Source organism: Paenibacillus sp. MABNR03, from assembly GCF_050455445.1.
Classification (GTDB): Bacteria; Bacillota; Bacilli; order Paenibacillales; family Paenibacillaceae; genus Paenibacillus; species Paenibacillus xylanilyticus.
Genome location: NZ_JBCIYR010000001.1, coordinates 182,303 through 198,988 on the forward strand (window position 1 = coordinate 182,303; position 16,686 = coordinate 198,988).

16 protein-coding genes are annotated in these 16,686 nt (G+C 46.3%); 15 read left to right on the top strand and 1 reads right to left on the bottom strand.

Translation table 11 applies throughout. From position 1 onward, the window contains the following. Positions 1-73 precede the first annotated feature (73 nt). The 11 genes from smc to AAIH57_RS00755 all read left to right on the top strand — a co-directional run bounded on the left by smc (position 74) and on the right by AAIH57_RS00755 (position 11,785). Positions 74-3,649, top strand: coding sequence for a chromosome segregation protein SMC (smc, locus tag AAIH57_RS00705; RefSeq protein WP_430020242.1), 3,576 nt, complete (start codon positions 74-76; stop codon positions 3,647-3,649). A gap of 78 nt (positions 3,650-3,727) precedes the next feature. Further along, positions 3,728-4,741: a signal recognition particle-docking protein FtsY gene (gene ftsY, locus AAIH57_RS00710; protein WP_095287858.1), complete on the top strand. Its 1,014-nt coding sequence runs from the start codon at positions 3,728-3,730 to the stop codon at positions 4,739-4,741. A 144-nt stretch (positions 4,742-4,885) separates the two neighbouring features. After that, the gene (gene trhA / locus AAIH57_RS00715) at positions 4,886-5,533 is read left to right on the top strand and encodes a PAQR family membrane homeostasis protein TrhA (RefSeq protein WP_064639088.1); all 648 of its coding nucleotides are present in this window, start codon (positions 4,886-4,888) and stop codon (positions 5,531-5,533) included. 261 nt (positions 5,534-5,794) lie between these two features. After that, entirely contained in the window at positions 5,795-6,145 is a 351-nt protein-coding gene (locus tag AAIH57_RS00720) for a putative DNA-binding protein (RefSeq protein ID WP_095287857.1), read from the top strand. A gap of 58 nt (positions 6,146-6,203) precedes the next feature. After that, positions 6,204-7,580, top strand: a complete 1,377-nt coding sequence (gene ffh, locus AAIH57_RS00725; RefSeq protein WP_024630183.1) for a signal recognition particle protein — start codon at positions 6,204-6,206, stop codon at positions 7,578-7,580. A 54-nt stretch (positions 7,581-7,634) separates the two neighbouring features. Beyond that, a complete protein-coding gene (gene rpsP, locus AAIH57_RS00730) occupies positions 7,635-7,907 on the top strand; it encodes a 30S ribosomal protein S16 (protein WP_175396091.1) in 273 nt (90 codons plus the stop codon). A 23-nt stretch (positions 7,908-7,930) separates the two neighbouring features. Further along, a complete protein-coding gene (locus AAIH57_RS00735) occupies positions 7,931-8,161 on the top strand; it encodes a KH domain-containing protein (protein WP_024630185.1) in 231 nt (76 codons plus the stop codon). Between the two features lie 321 nt (positions 8,162-8,482). Then, positions 8,483-8,995: a ribosome maturation factor RimM gene (rimM, locus tag AAIH57_RS00740; RefSeq protein ID WP_430020243.1), complete on the top strand. Its 513-nt coding sequence runs from the start codon at positions 8,483-8,485 to the stop codon at positions 8,993-8,995. A 1-nt stretch (position 8,996) separates the two neighbouring features. Beyond that, entirely contained in the window at positions 8,997-9,770 is a 774-nt protein-coding gene (trmD, locus tag AAIH57_RS00745; RefSeq protein WP_430020244.1) for a tRNA (guanosine(37)-N1)-methyltransferase TrmD, read from the top strand. Between the two features lie 252 nt (positions 9,771-10,022). Next, a complete protein-coding gene (locus AAIH57_RS00750; protein WP_430020245.1) occupies positions 10,023-10,403 on the top strand; it encodes a VOC family protein in 381 nt (126 codons plus the stop codon). Between the two features lie 140 nt (positions 10,404-10,543). Then, positions 10,544-11,785 carry a hypothetical protein gene (locus tag AAIH57_RS00755; RefSeq protein WP_430020246.1) on the top strand — a complete coding sequence of 414 codons (1,242 nt, stop codon included), beginning with the start codon at positions 10,544-10,546 and terminating at the stop codon, positions 11,783-11,785. Between the two features lie 10 nt (positions 11,786-11,795). Here the strand turns inward: AAIH57_RS00755 and AAIH57_RS00760 are convergent, their stop codons facing one another. Continuing rightward, positions 11,796-12,761 carry a polysaccharide deacetylase family protein gene (locus AAIH57_RS00760; RefSeq protein ID WP_430020247.1) on the bottom strand — a complete coding sequence of 322 codons (966 nt, stop codon included), beginning with the start codon at positions 12,759-12,761 and terminating at the stop codon, positions 11,796-11,798. Positions 12,762-13,072: 311 nt separating this feature from the next. Between AAIH57_RS00760 and rplS the strand changes: the two genes are divergently transcribed. The 4 genes from rplS to AAIH57_RS00780 all read left to right on the top strand — a co-directional run bounded on the left by rplS (position 13,073) and on the right by AAIH57_RS00780 (position 16,663). Next, positions 13,073-13,414: a 50S ribosomal protein L19 gene (gene rplS / locus AAIH57_RS00765; RefSeq protein WP_024630190.1), complete on the top strand. Its 342-nt coding sequence runs from the start codon at positions 13,073-13,075 to the stop codon at positions 13,412-13,414. A gap of 301 nt (positions 13,415-13,715) precedes the next feature. Continuing rightward, positions 13,716-14,333, top strand: a complete 618-nt coding sequence (lepB, locus tag AAIH57_RS00770; RefSeq protein ID WP_175396085.1) for a signal peptidase I — start codon at positions 13,716-13,718, stop codon at positions 14,331-14,333. A gap of 162 nt (positions 14,334-14,495) precedes the next feature. Continuing rightward, positions 14,496-15,359, top strand: a complete 864-nt coding sequence (ylqF, locus tag AAIH57_RS00775; protein ID WP_095287850.1) for a ribosome biogenesis GTPase YlqF — start codon at positions 14,496-14,498, stop codon at positions 15,357-15,359. A gap of 593 nt (positions 15,360-15,952) precedes the next feature. Then, a complete protein-coding gene (locus AAIH57_RS00780; protein ID WP_430020248.1) occupies positions 15,953-16,663 on the top strand; it encodes a ribonuclease HII in 711 nt (236 codons plus the stop codon). The last annotated feature ends 23 nt before the right edge of the window (positions 16,664-16,686 follow it).

The window sequence follows — 16,686 nt, forward strand, 5'->3', positions numbered from 1 at the left end:
TTATTCATCCCTGATCCATGATTAGCGCTGGAGGAACACTTGAAATAAGCAAGAGGAGGTGACGGGATACCCTATGTTTCTGAAACGGATTGAACTGGGTGGATTCAAGTCATTCGCCGACAAAACAGAAATGGAATTCGTTCGTGGTATTACTGCAGTTGTAGGTCCGAACGGAAGTGGCAAGAGTAATATTTCAGACGGCATTCGCTGGGTACTTGGAGAACAAAGTGCCAAATCGCTGCGGGGTGGCAAGATGGAAGACATCATTTTTGCTGGCAGTGATGCAAGGAAAGCCGTCAATTATGGTGAAGTGTCCCTGACGCTGGATAACGAGGATCACGCACTTGCCCTTGATTTTGGTGAAGTGACGGTGACTCGTCGTGTACATCGCAGCGGGGACAGCGAATATTTTATCAACAAGCAGTCCTGTCGTTTGAAGGATATAACGGAATTGTTTATGGATACCGGGATCGGAAAGGAAGCTTACTCGATTATCGGACAGGGACGTATCGAGGAGATTTTGAGTACCCGTTCCGAGGATCGCAGAGGTATTTTTGAAGAGGCATCCGGTATTGTGAAATATAAATCGCGTAAACGTGACGCTACACGCAAACTGGACGAGACGGAGCAAAACCTGCTGCGTATTCATGATTTGGTTACAGAACTGGAGGACCAGATTGGCCCGCTCCGAGAACAATCGGAAAAAGCGATTCACTACAAGGAATTGCGTGGACAGCTCAAATCGAAGGAAATCTCCATGTACGTGTACCAGATCGAGCAGATTCATGCATCCTGGAGCAAGGCGAACGAGCGGTTACAGTCGTTAAAAGAAGAAGAGGTCGGCCTGGCTGCAATTGTCTCCACCCATGATGCCAAGCTGGAAAGCGACCGGAATGCACTGCGAATTCTGGAAACGGAGACGGAACAGCTGCAATCCGCTTTGCTGCAATTCAGTGAAGCAACGGAGAAAAGTGAAGGGCATGGAGAATTGCTCAAGGAGCGTTCACGCCATTTACAAACCAATCATGAGCAGTTAACGGTTACGCTGGCTGCAAGTGAGGAAAGACACCGGGAGCGTGAGACTGAGCTGCTTGCATTACGCGAGAAGTTTGGCAAGCTGGAACAGGAGCTTGATGAAGTGAGAAATCGCCTTTCTGAAGAGGAAGCGAAACTCATAGGGGTTACTGGAGGAATCAGTCAGCAGCAGGAGGAAAGCCTCAAGGGTAATTTGCTGGAACTGATGAACCAGATGGCTCAAACGCGCAATGAGATTCGATATGCAGATCAGCAGAAAGAATCGCTCGAGCGTCGAATGAACCGGGCAACCGAGGAATCCGGCAAGTGGGAAGAGCAGAAGGGAACGCTGGAAGCCCGAAAAGCGGATATCGAGAAAAAAGTTGTCCGTTTAGGTAAGGAAATCAGCGATTTGCGCGGCGGATATATTACCGAAAGTGAACGTCTGCAATCCTTGCAGAAGCTGCTGGAAGAGAGTCGCAGCACGGTTCGCAAGTGGGAACAGAAACGGGAAGCCCAGGTGTCTCGCCGGGATACGATGAAAGAGATGCAGGATGATTTTGACGGCTTTATGTTGGGGGTCAAAGAAGTCCTCAAAGCTTCGCGTAAAGGCACTCTTAGTGGTGTACATGGAGCTGTGGCTGAACTGGTCAAAGTACCGGAAAAAATTGAACTGGCTGTAGAAACCGCAATGGGTGCTGCTTTGCAGCACGTTGTTATGGAAAACGAGTCGGTTTCAAGACAAGCCATTGCTTTTCTCAAGCAGCGTCAGCTGGGTAGAGCCACATTCCTGCCGTTGGATGTTATTCGTCCACGTACGGTAGGTTCCGGTGAGCGTTCGATGATTGAAGGCATGGATGGTTTTGTAGGCATTGGTGCTGATCTCGTACAATATGATTCCCGTTATGCCAATATCATTGGAAGCCTGCTCGGAAATGTTATTATTGCCGAAACACTGGAATACGCCAATAAAATTGCTGCCCGCTGTCAGTACCGATTCCGCGTCGTGACCCTTGAAGGGGATGTGGTTAATGCCGGTGGTTCCATGACAGGGGGGAGCCAGCATAAAAAGAATGTGAGTCTGCTCAGCCGGAAACGGCAGCTGGATCAACTGGATCAGGATATTCTGGATACCGAAAACCAAATTGTGAAGCTGCATCGCAGTGTGGATGATGTGAAAACCCAATTGGAGCAATGTCAGGACAAGCTGGACGAGCTGCGTCAGTCGGGTGACGATACACGAAATGCTGAACAGCAGGCATCCATGGAAATGAAACAGGTCGAGCACGAGCTCCGTCACGTGCTGGAACAGGTGGCTGTTGCCGGTCAGGAGAAGAGCGGCTTCACCGAAGAGATCAAAGAGATGGATACCGCACGCGCAGCAGCTGTGCAGAAGCTGGAGCAGCTTGAAGAGGAAGAGAAGGCGACTCACCGTGCCATTCATGCTGCAGAGTTCGCCCGCAAAGCAAATGAGTCTGCGAAGGAAGAGCTGCAAAGCCAGTTGACTGAACTGAAAGTCAGAGAAGGTAAGCTGGATCAGGAGCGTTTCTCGAATGAGGAGCAGCTGCGCCGGCTGGAGCGGGAAGTCGAATCTCTGGTCAAAGATTTGCGTCAGAACCGGACGCTGCTGGCATCCATGGAAGCAGACCTGAAGAAAACACAGGTGGAGAGCGTCAAACAGATTGAAGATCTCAACCAGTTCAAGCTGAAGAAAGCGGAAGCTTCCGAGCAGCTGGACTTCAAACGTGCCGCACGAAGCGAACTGTCGAAGAAGCTGGAACTCGCGGAGAGTGAAACAAAGGAACAGCGTACACAGTTAAAAGCAGTAGAGGAGCAGCTGCGCCAGACGGAAATTTCCGTCAACAGGCTTGACGTTGAACTCGAAAATATACTGCGCAAGCTGATGGATGATTATGAACTCGGTTATGAACTTGCAAAAGAACGATACCCCGTACCGGAAGATGTGGAGAGCACTCAGGCAGAGGTACAGAAGCTGAAGCGCAGCATCTCGGCTCTGGGTGATGTCAATCTTGGCGCTATTGAGGAATTCGAGCGGGTCAATGAACGCTATGAGTTCCTTAGTGAACAGAAAAATGATCTGGTGGAAGCCAAAACGACGTTATATCAAGTCATCCGCGAAATGGAAGATGAGATGGCCAAACGTTTCAAGACAACGTTCGATGCAATCCGCCGTGAATTCGGTACCGTATTTACCAAGCTCTTTGGCGGCGGACGTGCGGACCTGGTTCTCATGGACCCGGAACGGCTGCTGGAAACCGGAATTGATATCGTGGCCCAGCCACCAGGCAAAAAGCTGCAAAACCTGCAGCTGCTGTCGGGTGGAGAACGGGCATTGACGGCGATGGCACTGTTGTTCGCTATCCTGCACGTTAAGCCGGTACCATTCTGTGTGCTGGATGAAGTTGAGGCAGCGCTGGATGAAGCCAATGTGGTGCGTTTCGCCCAGTATTTGCGCGAATTCTCTGAACAAACACAGTTTATTGTCGTTACTCACCGGAAAGGCACGATGGAAGAAGCCGATGTTCTATATGGTGTCACGATGGAAGAGGGCGGAGTATCGAAGCTGGTTTCGGTTAGACTGGAAGATGAGGAAGCCGAAATTGCTAGTGCTTAAATAGAATGGATATGAACGAGGAACTTGTTAATAAAAAAATAAACCGCACTAAGATTACGTACACGATGGAGGGGCTTTATGAGTTTCTTTAAAAAGCTAAGAGACAGCATTGCAAGCAAAACGGAGTCCGTGACAAAACAGTTCAAGGATGGACTCGAAAAGACGCGTAAAGGGCTTGTGGAGAAAGTGTCCGATCTTGTCATCCGCCGCAAAAAAATCGATGAGGAGTTCTATGAGGAACTGGAAGAAATCCTGATCGGAGCGGATGTTGGGGTAAATACGGTTATGAATCTGATCGAAGACCTTCGCGTTGAGGTCAAAAAGCGCAAGATCGAAGATGCGGCTGAGTTGCAGCCTGTATTGTCCGAAAAATTGACCGACCTGCTGCGCGGCGAACAGAATAACGAACTGAAGATGAACCCGGATGGCATTACCGTCATTTTGTTTGTTGGTGTTAACGGCGTAGGTAAAACGACAACGATTGGTAAGCTGGCACATCGCTTCAAACAGCAGGGCAAAAAAGTCATTATGGCTGCTGGCGATACGTTCCGTGCCGGTGCGATTGAACAGCTTGAGGTATGGGGTCAACGTGCCGGTGTTGAAGTCATCAAGCAGCAGGCGGGTTCAGATCCGGCTGCGGTCATGTACGATGCCGTGCAGGCAGCCAAACAGCGGGGTGCAGATGTCTTGCTCTGTGATACGGCAGGCCGTCTGCAGAACAAATCCAATCTCATGGAGGAGCTTAACAAGATCTATCGTGTCATTCAGCGTGAAATCCCGGAAGCTCCGCATGAAGTGTTGATGGTTCTCGACGCGACAACTGGACAGAATGCATTGAATCAGGCCAAACTGTTTGGGGAGAAAAGCGGCGTGACTGGCCTCGTACTGACGAAGCTGGATGGTACGGCGAAAGGCGGTATTGTCGTTGCCATTCGTCAGGAACTGGATCTGCCAGTGAAGATGGTAGGTCTTGGTGAGAAAATTGATGATCTGCAGCCATTCGACTCAGAGCAATTCGTGCATGCGTTGTTTGCTGGACTGATCCAAGAGCAACCGGATCAGGACGCAGAAGATGAGGAAGCAAGTTCTTAGAACCATTAATAAATAGGATGATTTAATAGCGTTAACGGTATTGCCAGTGATATACGTGATAAGTGTCACGTGTAATGTCACTGGCAATACGTGTATAATGGGAATAAAGAAGGCAAGGCTAAAGGGCTAGAAAGGACGGTTGATATGGCCAATACCTATACCTATTCCCGTCGTGAGGAAGTCGCCAATGCGGTGACTCATGGAATCGGCGCCGCGCTCAGTGTAGCTGCACTGGTGCTGTTGATTGTATTCTCGAGTATGAAAGGCACGGCTTGGCATGTGGTCAGTTTCACGATCTACGGGATCACCATGTTGCTGCTCTATACGAGCTCTACACTCGTGCATGCATGGAAAGATGGGAAAATGAAAGATTTATTTGAGATTTTCGACCATTCTTCCATTTATTTGTTTATTGCGGGATCGTACACTCCGCTTCTGTTTATTGCTGTTCGCGGCACACTTGGTTGGACCCTGTTCGGGGTAATCTGGGGAATCGCATTATTCGGCGTGATCTTTAAGGCGTTTTTTACGAAAAGGTTTCTATTCATGTCAACGATTTTCTATATTGCGATGGGCTGGCTCATCGTTATTGCCTGGCAACCGCTTATGGCTGCCATTCCTACAGGCGGAATCGTGCTGCTGGTTGCTGGAGGTCTGATGTATACACTGGGTACGCTTTTTTATGTGTGGCGTGGATTTCCGTATCACCATGCGATTTGGCATCTCTTTGTGTTGGCAGGCAGTATTCTTCATTTCTTTATGGTACTGCTGTACCTGACACCACTTCGCTAGAACACGATAGATAGTGTAAAACGAATCGGCTCCATCTGTGGAGACCCATTCGTTTTTTTGTTCTATATAAAGGATGCAGCAGGTCGTATTCTGCTGTATAGGAATGGCTAAGATTAATCATATAGGTACGAAAAATGAGTGCAAAATGAAGGTTTTTATTGTGACAAGTATTTTTGCTTGACAACCTGAATTGTTTTCGGTATTATTAGGAACGTTGCAAGAGTGTAAAGTGTTTTTCCTTGACGAAGGGAGTGCCCCGATATGAGTCAAGAAAACCGGCTTGAGAAGACAAACCGGATTAACTTGCTGTTTGCTTTCTACGAACGTTTGCTTACCGAGAAACAGCAAACATTTCTGAAATATTACTTTCATGATGATTTCTCCCTTGGTGAGATTGCAGCCGAGTTTGAGATCAGCCGCCAGGCGGTATACGAGCATATCAAGCGTGCTGAACAAGTGCTGGAAAATTACGAAAGCAAGCTTGGCTTGCTGGAGAAGCATGAACGACGCAGCCGCAATCTTGAAGATTTGCAAAATGCACTGGAGCGCGCAGGTGTCTCCATTGATAACAACAAACAAATAAACGATATCGTTCATCAGCTCCGGGAATAGGAATTGAACGGAACGTATCGGTTCTAAAAACAGTATTACAGCTTAAGGAGGTGGGATCATGGCATTTGAAGGATTAACGACCCGATTGCAGAATGTGTTCAGCAAGCTGCGCGGCAAAGGCAAGGTATCGGATGAAGATGTTGCCGAAGCTATGCGCGAGGTACGTCTGGCATTGCTCGAAGCGGATGTAAACTTCAAAGTGGTCAAGGAATTCATCGCCAAGGTGAAAGAGAAAGCTGTCGGCAAAGAGGTAATGGAAAGCTTCACGCCAGGCATGGTTATTATCGACATCGTAAACAAGGAACTGACGGATTTGATGGGCGGAAGCCAGTCGAAACTGGCCAAAGCGAACAAACCGCCTACGGTGTTGATGATGGTTGGTTTGCAGGGTGCTGGTAAAACGACGACATCCGGTAAATTGGCCAAAATGCTGCAGAAGCAAAACAGCCGACCATTGCTGGTCGCGGGAGATATTTATCGTCCGGCAGCGATCAAGCAATTGCAAGTGCTGGGTGAGCAGATCAAGGCACCAGTATTTACATTGGGAGATCAGACAAGCCCTGTGGAGATCGCACGTCAGGGTCTGCAGCACGCCAAGGATAACGGCAATGACTATGTCATTATCGATACCGCGGGACGTTTGCATGTAGATGAGGAACTGATGGAAGAATTACGCCAGATTCACAGCGTAGTGAATCCGGATGAAGTCCTGCTTGTAGTCGACAGCATGACCGGTCAGGATGCCGTTAATGTGGCGGAACACTTTAACCAGCAGCTTGACTTGACCGGGGTCGTTTTGACTAAACTCGATGGGGATACACGTGGTGGTGCTGCACTTTCAGTAAAAGCAGTTACCGGTTGCCCAATCAAGTTTGCGTCACTCGGTGAGAAATTGGATGCTCTTGAGCCTTTCCATCCGGAACGGATGGCTTCACGGATTCTTGGCATGGGGGATATGCTTTCCCTGATTGAGAAAGCCCAATCCAACATTGATACCGAAAAGGCCAAGGAAATGGAACGTAAAATGCGGAACGCAGAGTTTACGTTCGAGGATTTCCTGGAGCAAATGGATCAGGTGAAGAAGCTGGGACCCATTGATCAAATTATGGATATGATTCCCGGCATGGGCAAGATGAAGCAAGCCAAGGACCTGAAAGTGGATGACAAGCAAATGGGGCGGATCGAAGCAATTGTGTACTCCATGACTACAGAGGAGAAACGCAACCCGGACATGATCAACCATAGCCGCCGGAAACGGATTGCTACAGGTAGCGGTACGTCCCTTGCTGAGGTTAACCGCCTAATCAAACAGTTTGATGAAATGCGCCGCATGATGAAGCAGTTCTCGGATATGATGGGACCTAAAGGCGGCAAGAACAAGGCAATGAAGCAGCTGAAAGGTCTGGGCAAAGGAATGAAGTTTCCTTTCCGTTGATTTCAAGGCTTGCTAATGAATATACAGATTTCATTGAAGGAGGTGAATTTTCAAATGGCAGTTCGTATTCGTCTGAAACGTATGGGTGCTCACAAAGCTCCTTTCTACCGCGTAGTGGTATCGGATTCCCGTTCCCCACGTGACGGTCGTTTTATCGAGGAGATCGGTTACTACAACCCGGTTGAACAACCGGCTGTTGTTAAGATCGATGAAGATAAAGCATTGCAATGGCTTCAAAACGGTGCGCAAGCATCTGACACTGTCCGCAACTTGCTGAGCAAAGCGGGCGTGATGAAGAAGTTCCACGAGTCCAAACAAGCAAAATAAGGTGCTGATTCGGAGGGTCATCTATGGAAGAATTAGTAAGCATAATTGCTAAGGCTTTGGTCGATCATCCGGAAGATGTGGCGGTTCGGACGGTTGAGAAAGACCGGCTTGTCGTTTACGAGTTAACTGTTCATCCTGACGATGTCGGGAAGGTTATTGGTAAACAAGGGCGAATCGCAAAATCTCTTCGTACGGTCGTCACATCAGCAGCAGTTAAGATGGATAAACGGGTTACCGTCGATATCATATCTTAAAGATATACGAAAGGGGGTTAGGATGCATGTCCTAGCCCCTTTTCGTGCATGCTGAACTTATCAATAAACCCATTATATAAATTGATTTTAGTATTACACGATAACGGAGAGAGCAGAACAAATCTGAAGAAACGTAGCTAAAAGCTTTCTGGAAGTAAGCTACTTCGTAAGCATTAACTCACCTTTACCTGCGGATTTCTGTCCTTTGATAAGGGATCAAAGAAATCTGGGGGTAACAGTGATCGGAAGATTGTTCTGACTGCGTAGGTGTGCAGTGTAATAAAGGATTGAATTCTATAGAATCAAATGCAGGAGGAACGTATGGCAGAGTTTATGAATGTAGGTAAAATCGTCAATACGCACGGGATCCGTGGCGAGTTGAGAATTATGCCTTTAACCGATTTCCCGGAAGTACGTTTTGCGAAAAATGCGGAGTTGTATCTGTTTACAGCAGATAACCATCCTGTGCTGGTTCATGTGGAATCGGCACGATTGCATAAAAATATGTACATCGTTAGGTTGAAAGAGTACGGAAATATCAATGAAGTGGAAAAGTTTAAGGGCGGCATAGCCAAAGTATCCAAAGAGAATTTGGCTGAGCTGGAAGAGAACGAGTATTACTTCCACCAAATCGTTGGCTGTTCTGTCATTACAGAAGAAGGCGAAGACCTGGGGACGATCTCCGAAATCTTGACGCCTGGCGCAAACGACGTTTGGGTGGTTAAAACACCTGCTGGCAAAGAAATTCTGCTTCCGGTTATTGATGATGTTGTGCTAGATGTCGATGTTAATCAGAAACTGGTCAAGGTTCATCTGATGGAAGGATTGCTCTAACATGAGAGTGGACGTATTAACGTTATTTCCAGAGATGTTCGATGGTGTATTCGGGACAAGTATTCTTGGTAAAGCTCAGACGAAGGGCCTTGTGTCACTGAATGCAGTGAACTTCCGGAACTTTGCCACGAATAAACACAATACCGTTGATGATACTCCGTATGGCGGCGGCGGGGGCATGGTATTAAAGCCTGATCCGATTTTTGCTGCTGTGGAAGACGTACTTGAAAAGCGAAACGAAGAGACGACAACGGTACCGACCAAAGCTCCACGCATCATTCTAATGTGTCCGCAGGGTGAGACGTTTACGCAGAAAAAAGCGGAAGAACTGGTACAGGAAGATCATCTGATCTTTATCTGTGGACATTATGAAGGCTATGATGAGCGTATTCGCGAGTTTCTGGTAACCGACGAGTTATCCATTGGGGATTACGTGTTAACTGGCGGTGAACTGCCTGCCATGGTTGCCATTGACAGTGTAGTTCGTCTGATCCCAGGTGTCCTCGGAAACGAAACGAGTGCAGTGACGGATTCGTTCAGCACCGGGCTGCTTGAATATCCGCATTATACAAGGCCACCTGAATTCAGAGGCATGAAAGTACCCGATGTGCTGTTATCAGGACATCATCTGAATATCGATGCGTGGCGCAGAGAGCAATCCCTCATTCGTACGCTGGAGCGCAGACCGGATATGCTGGAGGCCGCGGAATTGACGGATAAAGAGCGGATATGGCTAGACAAGCTTCGTTTTGAGACCAAACGTAATTCCGAGTAAGCGTGAGTATTTAGGATATTGTGCGCAATCATATAGCTGGATCACAAGTGAGAAAGACCATCCTTAAGTAGACAAAGGTTGGTCTTTTTTTTTTTATGAATACTGGGATGTAGAGATTGTCACAACGTAAGTGTCTATTTTAAATGGAGTTCTATAATAATAAATGTAAAAAGGTGGATCGGAAAACCAAACCAGTGTACAATCATTTTGTGAAACTAAGTTTTACTAAATGAAACAGGGAGGCGGTATTAAATGTCTTACACCTTTTATGGAATTGATCATATTCAACTAGCAGCACCGGAGAATTGCGAAGTTGAAGCACGTAATTTCTTCCAAAACATTTTAGGGTGGACGGAAATCCCAAAACCTGAAATTCTAAAAAAGCGCGGTGGAGTTTGGTTCCAGTGCGGCACTCACCAAGTACATATCGGGGTTCAACATGATTTTGTGCCCGCTACAAAGGCCCATCCGGCATTTCACGTTCAAGACCTAGAAGCATTAAAACAACGCCTAAAAGACAATCAAATTCGAGTCATTGATGACCATGTGAGGGACGATGAAGGGGTATACCGTTTTTATGTAAATGATCCTTTTGGTAATCGACTTGAATTTATGGAATGGTTTAAATCATGATCTCTAAAGAGTGTGCTGCATAAATAGTCCGGATGTTTATTTTTTCATAACTACTGAACAAGAGTCGTAAAAAATGAATGATATCTTTATGTTACATTAAGATAGAGATATGTATCACGATAAAACGGAGGAGGAAGATTATGCATCATCAGCCTTACGAGATCGGTAGAGTGGATATTCGCAAATCAGGGGAACGCTGCAAAATGCTTTTGGGAGATTTGAATGGAGATGGTCGTTTAGAAATGCTGCTGGTACAAGCCGATGGTGGTATTGATGACCGTTATGTTCCGCATCAGGTATGCTGCCTGACCGCATTTGACCTGGATGGAGAGTTGATCTGGCAAGTGGGAACACCTGATCCGGATGCTGGTGGTCCTGGGTCAGATTATCCTGCTCAAATCGCAGATTGGGATGAAGACGGGCACAATGAAGTCGTCTGTATCATGAATAAACAATTTCTAGTTTTGGATGGGAGAACCGGAGAAGTTAAATGTACACACGATTTGCCGAGCGATGAGGCACATGACTGTATTATTCTTGCGAACTTGACCGGAAATAAACAGAAGATGGATGTCATTCTTAAAGATCGTTATAAAACCTTATGGGCACTAGATCACGAATTCAATCTTTTATGGAAGCATGAAGGCAATGTTGGACATTTTCCATGGGTATACGACATCGACGCAGATGGCAAGGATGAGGTTATGGCAGGGTACGACATGCTGGACCACGATGGAACCTTGCTGTGGTCTTGTACGAATCTGGAGGATCATGCCGATTGCATCTGGTTTGGGGATGTGGACGGTGACGGAGAGAATGAGATTGTTATTGGCGGCAGTGTAACGGTAATGATGGATCGTTATGGCAATGAGAGATGGCGTTACGCCGATTCGATCGAATCACAACATATCGCTTTAGGAAAGTTTTGCGACGGATTAACCGGTTTGCAGATTGCTGGACTTGACCGCATTATCCGCGGTGATGAGCATGGAAAAGACGGCATGTTTTTGCTTGATTGCGAGGGAAAGGAACTGTGGAAGGAAAATCGTACCACACTTGGATGGTTAACCATCATCGAACCTGTGCGTGGCTGGGATGACAGCGGTCTGGATTATATATTGGCTTACCGCAGGGGCGGAGGTGTGCTGCCTTCTTTGATAAATGGTCAGATGCAAACGGTTGCTGAATTCGAAAAAGAAGGATATGCCGTACATGCGGATTTGTGTCAAACCGGTAAGGAGCAGATCATCATTTACGACGCGAATGAAGCTGTCATTTATTCGAGCTCTTTCACAGAGCTAAAAACAGTGATACAACAAAGAGCCAAGCCACAGTCCAAACGACTGTACAGCTCGACTCTTTATCCTGGCGGGGAAGTGTAAATCTACATTTCTATTGACTGATATCGACTACAGGGAGAGCATCCGAGTGATCCGCTTCGGGATTAAGCAGTTTTGCCAAATCGGTTCCTGTCGTAACCGTTAGTCTTGGGAGCTTCATCGGATTATCGCCCGGACGAACAAACCCGGGACGTACCGAAAAGGCCATGCGATATCCATTCTGCTGAAGTTGATAAATCATCTGTGTACTGGTATAACCGAAAGGATATGCCAGATACGGTGTGTCGATTCCCTTTTCTCTCATCAGCTTGATATCGTCGTTCAGCAGGCTTGTGTCAAGTCCTACAGGCACGCTCTCACCGCAGCGCATAAACCCTTTGTGATGCAAGTTGTAGGTGTGACTGTTAAACTCAAATACGTCTGCTGCAGCCTGCATCTCCGGTTCGGAGATAAACGTTTTTTTGGCGGGATCAAAATCAGCGGGCTGATCCTGAATTTTGCTGCCAATGACAAAAAGGGAAGCGTGGAAGTTATACTTTTTGAGCACAGGATAGGCAAGTGTATAATTGTTCTGGTAACCGTCATCAAATGTAATGACGATAGACTTTTTCGGCAGCGAGATTAGGCCATTCAGATAGTTTTCAAGCTGCTCCAATGTAATCGTCTTGTATCCTTCATCATGCAAATACTTCATATTGTCTTCGAAGTCCTCAAGATTAATAATGGATTTGTTCCCTGTTTCATGATTATTCACTTTGGGCTGTATGTAATGATACATGAGTACAGGAACTTCTGTAGCCGTACCAGGAGTAATCTGAAAACTAGCCATATTCAGTCCGGTTTTGCTCGAGTAATCCGCGTGCGACATCTGGAACGCTTTGCGTTTGACCATGTCCCAGGATGTGCATGCTTTGTGTGAGAGTGCATTTGTCGGATGATTAACAGCGTATGCGTACAGCGTAATGATGCAAGTGATCACGGCGAGGGCCGCAAGGGTGAATCTTTTCCAATATTTCATCGTTCGTTTGTTTCTCCTTATACAAATTCGTTTCTTAGGGAAATACTAGGAAGGCATTCTTCAGTATGCCAACAAGTTATATCATAGACGAACAGACCTGACAGAAAGTTACATTATTTTTTCCGTAATGTGGTTGACTTCAGATTGAAGATGACACTATGACAATAAGTTTATTTCTCCTTGTGTTTTGATATATGGCATGGTACAATAATTCTGTTATGTGGAATACGGCGGTCCTCTATGGATAATGAAGGAGACAAGGTGATCTCTGGAAGAAGTATGAACGCCTGTACGGAAGGAGGGAGTCATAGATGAATATCGTTCAAGCGATTACACAAGAACAACTTCGTAAAGATATTCCGAGTTTTCGTCCTGGTGACACTTTGAAAGTGCACGTTAAGGTAATCGAGGGAACTCGTGAGCGTATCCAATTGTTCGAAGGTGTTGTGATTAAACGCCGTGGTGGTGGAATCAGTGAGACTTTTACAGTTCGTAAAATTTCTTACGGTGTAGGTGTGGAAAGAGCTTTCCCGCTTCATTCCCCTAAAATCGATAGAATCGAAGTGGCTCGCCGTGGTAAAGTGCGTCGTGCGAAGCTTTATTATCTTCGTGAACTGCGCGGTAAAGCAGCGAGAATTAAAGAAATTCGTTAATATAACGGATACCGGAGAGGGCTTGGAGACAAGCCCTTTTCGTTTTTGTCCGGGAAAAGTTGAACCGGAGGTACACTTCCGAGTAAAATGGTATGGCGGCACACGCGTGAGAGTCCGGGAGGCTTGTGTAATCAGTTATAGAAGGGCATACGAATTATGGATGATTTGTAATGAAACGAATTGCTCGTGTAGGAGTACATAACTGATTTGAGAATTTTGCATGATTTAATGAATTGAATGATGTGAAATGCTGGATGTGTAAACTGCTATAACATGTACCGTGAAGAGAGGAAGATCAATAATGGAACAGGAAGTTCAACACCAGGACAAATCTGCCGAAGAGAAAGGCAGTCGATCCAAAAAGGCCAAAAATGAGATTGTCGAATGGCTCAAAGCGATCGTGATCGCATTAGTGCTCGTTATTTTAATTCGATGGTTATTATTCAAACCGTTTGTCGTGGACGGGCCTTCCATGCAGCCGAATTTTCATACAGGTGAACGTGTCATTGTGAATGAAATCCTGTACGATATCCGAGAACCCCAGCGTGGAGAGGTTATCGTATTCCATGTCCCTTCGGAAGGACGTGATTTCATTAAACGTGTCATTGCCGTAGCGGGTGATACCGTTCAGGTGAGTGGCGATACGGTTATGGTAAACGGAGAGAAAGTGAATGAGACTTACATTCAGGGAGCAATTGATGCAGCCGAAGCGAATGGTGGAACCTATAATGTGAAGGACTTCCCTAATGAGCAATTCCCGGATGGCAAGGTACCAGAAGGCCATGTGTTTGTAATGGGCGATAATCGTCCAAACAGTACGGATAGCCGAATGATTGGGTATGTGTCTCTGGAAGATATCGTAGGACGTGCAGATGTTATTTTCTGGCCGATCGGTGATATCAAGTGGATTAACCACTAATCAAGTTCAGGATGTATAAGCTAAATATATTGTTTACTCGATAACAGAGAGGGCAAAATAAGGATGGGGATATCACTGACCGGAAAATGTTTTGCCAATGAACGTGAGGAGTGGAATCGTAGGTTTAGCTTATATATCATTAAATAATGAGGTGAAGACAAGGTGACGATACAATGGTTTCCAGGTCACATGACCCGGGCCAGACGCCAGATTCAGGATAAGTTAAAGCTGATTGACGTGGTCATCGAACTGCTGGATGCCCGTCTGCCTGTCTCCAGCCGAAATCCGATGATTGACGAGATTTTACAGGGGAAACCCCGGATGATTCTGTTAAACAAATCTGACTTGGCTGATGCCAAGGTGACTCAGGAATGGATTGCCCATTTTAAAAATGAGGGTATTACTGCATTTCCTGTGGATGCATCCACAGGTACCAATGTAAAAGACATTCCAGCGCAGGCCCGGTTGCTGCTCAAAGAGAAGATCGACCGTCAACTGGCGAAGGGGATTAACCCGCGTGCGGTTCGTGCACTCATTGTAGGTATTCCCAACGTAGGGAAATCGACATTGATTAACCGGCTTGCTGGACGCAACATCGCCGCAACAGGAGACCGCCCTGGCGTAACGAAGGGTCAACAATGGATTAAAGTCGGCAAAGAAATGGAACTGCTTGATACTCCGGGTATTTTGTGGCCTAAATTTGAGGATCAGAACGTAGGTTATCGGCTTGCGGTTACAGGAGCCATCAAGGAAGAGATTCTCAATGCCGAGGATATCGCCTTCTTTGCCATCAGTTACCTGATGCGCTACTACTGGGATGCTCTTGAGGAACGTTACGAACTTCAGGAATTCTCCAAGGATGCAGACGATTCGGACAGCGTTATTGCCATCATGGAACAGGTTGGTCGTAAACGGGGTTGTATTGTAAGCGGCGGACGTGTGGATTTGGAAAAGGCATCACGAGCTTTTCTGCGTGAATTGCGTGCTGGCAAGATGGGGCGTTTCTCCATGGAAGCTCCATATTAGAGCTGATTTCATATGATGAATAAGAGCTGCAAGAAGCGGCCGTTACCGGATAACCGGGAACGGCCGCTTTTGTTTTGTTCACAGCAAAGATAGTAAGCTTTTTTAAGACTCGTAGTCGTAGCAGCGGGCAAAGAAAGGTTCAACAGATAGGAATGTATGGGATTGTCCTGTCTGTATATCTGAGGAAAGAAAATCATGCTATGATGATAGTTAAGCCATTTGTCCGGTCTATAGCAGAATATCTACAATTTAAATCTTCAAATACCGATAAATTAAGATACCAGTATCTTATTATTATATGCATATGAAGCTACTAATCTATTTACTTTGATTTAAGCAGATTCCTAAAACAAAAGGGCAAGAACTGCGTCTATAAACTAGAGGGCTGAGTTTTGTAGGGTGCAAAGTGAACAAAATTTATGAGTTTGCCATAAAAGGGTTTGCCTTGTTTCCTAGATGCTCCAATGTACAACAGTAACAGTCGTTTGTTAAGAATGCTCTTTGGTGAAAGTGGCTTCATGCTGAATTGAAGTACTATAGATGGCTAAATAGAGAAACGTCTTGAATGAGTGTGGGCAGAGGAGATGAAAGCATTGACTGAACATAATGAAATGAATGTAATGAACGAACTGATACAACAGGATACTCCTGCCGAATCGAAGAAGAAAAAAGCAGAGAGTGAACCTCGTGATCTGCTAATTCATGAGCGTGAGTATTGGGAGAGTGGGTTTGAGCGAATTGCAGGCATTGATGAAGTGGGCAGGGGCTGTTTATTCGGTGATGTAGTGGCTGCTGCTGTTATATTGCCTCGCGATCTGATTCTGGAAGGTGTGAATGATTCCAAAAAGCTGACAGAGAAGAAGCGTGATGTGTTATATGACATCATTATGGAAAAAGCTGTGTCAGTAGGTATTGGCTTTGCGGATGCAGAAACGATTGATCGTCTCAATATCAAACAGGCCACCCGACTGGCAATGAAACGTGCAGTGGAGGCGTTGGACGGTGTGCCGGACTATCTGTTGGTCGATGCCGAAAAAGTGGACGTGAACGTACCGCAGGTCTCCATTATCAAAGGGGATGCCAACAGCCAGTCCATTGCGGCAGCATCCATAATTGCCAAGGTAACCCGCGATCGGCTGTGTAAGGAGGAATGGGAGACGTTATATCCGGAATATGGTCTGTCGATACATAAGGGATATGCTACTAAGTTTCATCGCGAACAGATTATGGCTCTGGGAGCTACGCCTATGCACCGGCGGAGTTTTTTGGGTAATCTGCTCGGTGAGCAGCACACATTATTTTAACCAAGACGGAAAGAAAGGAGGGA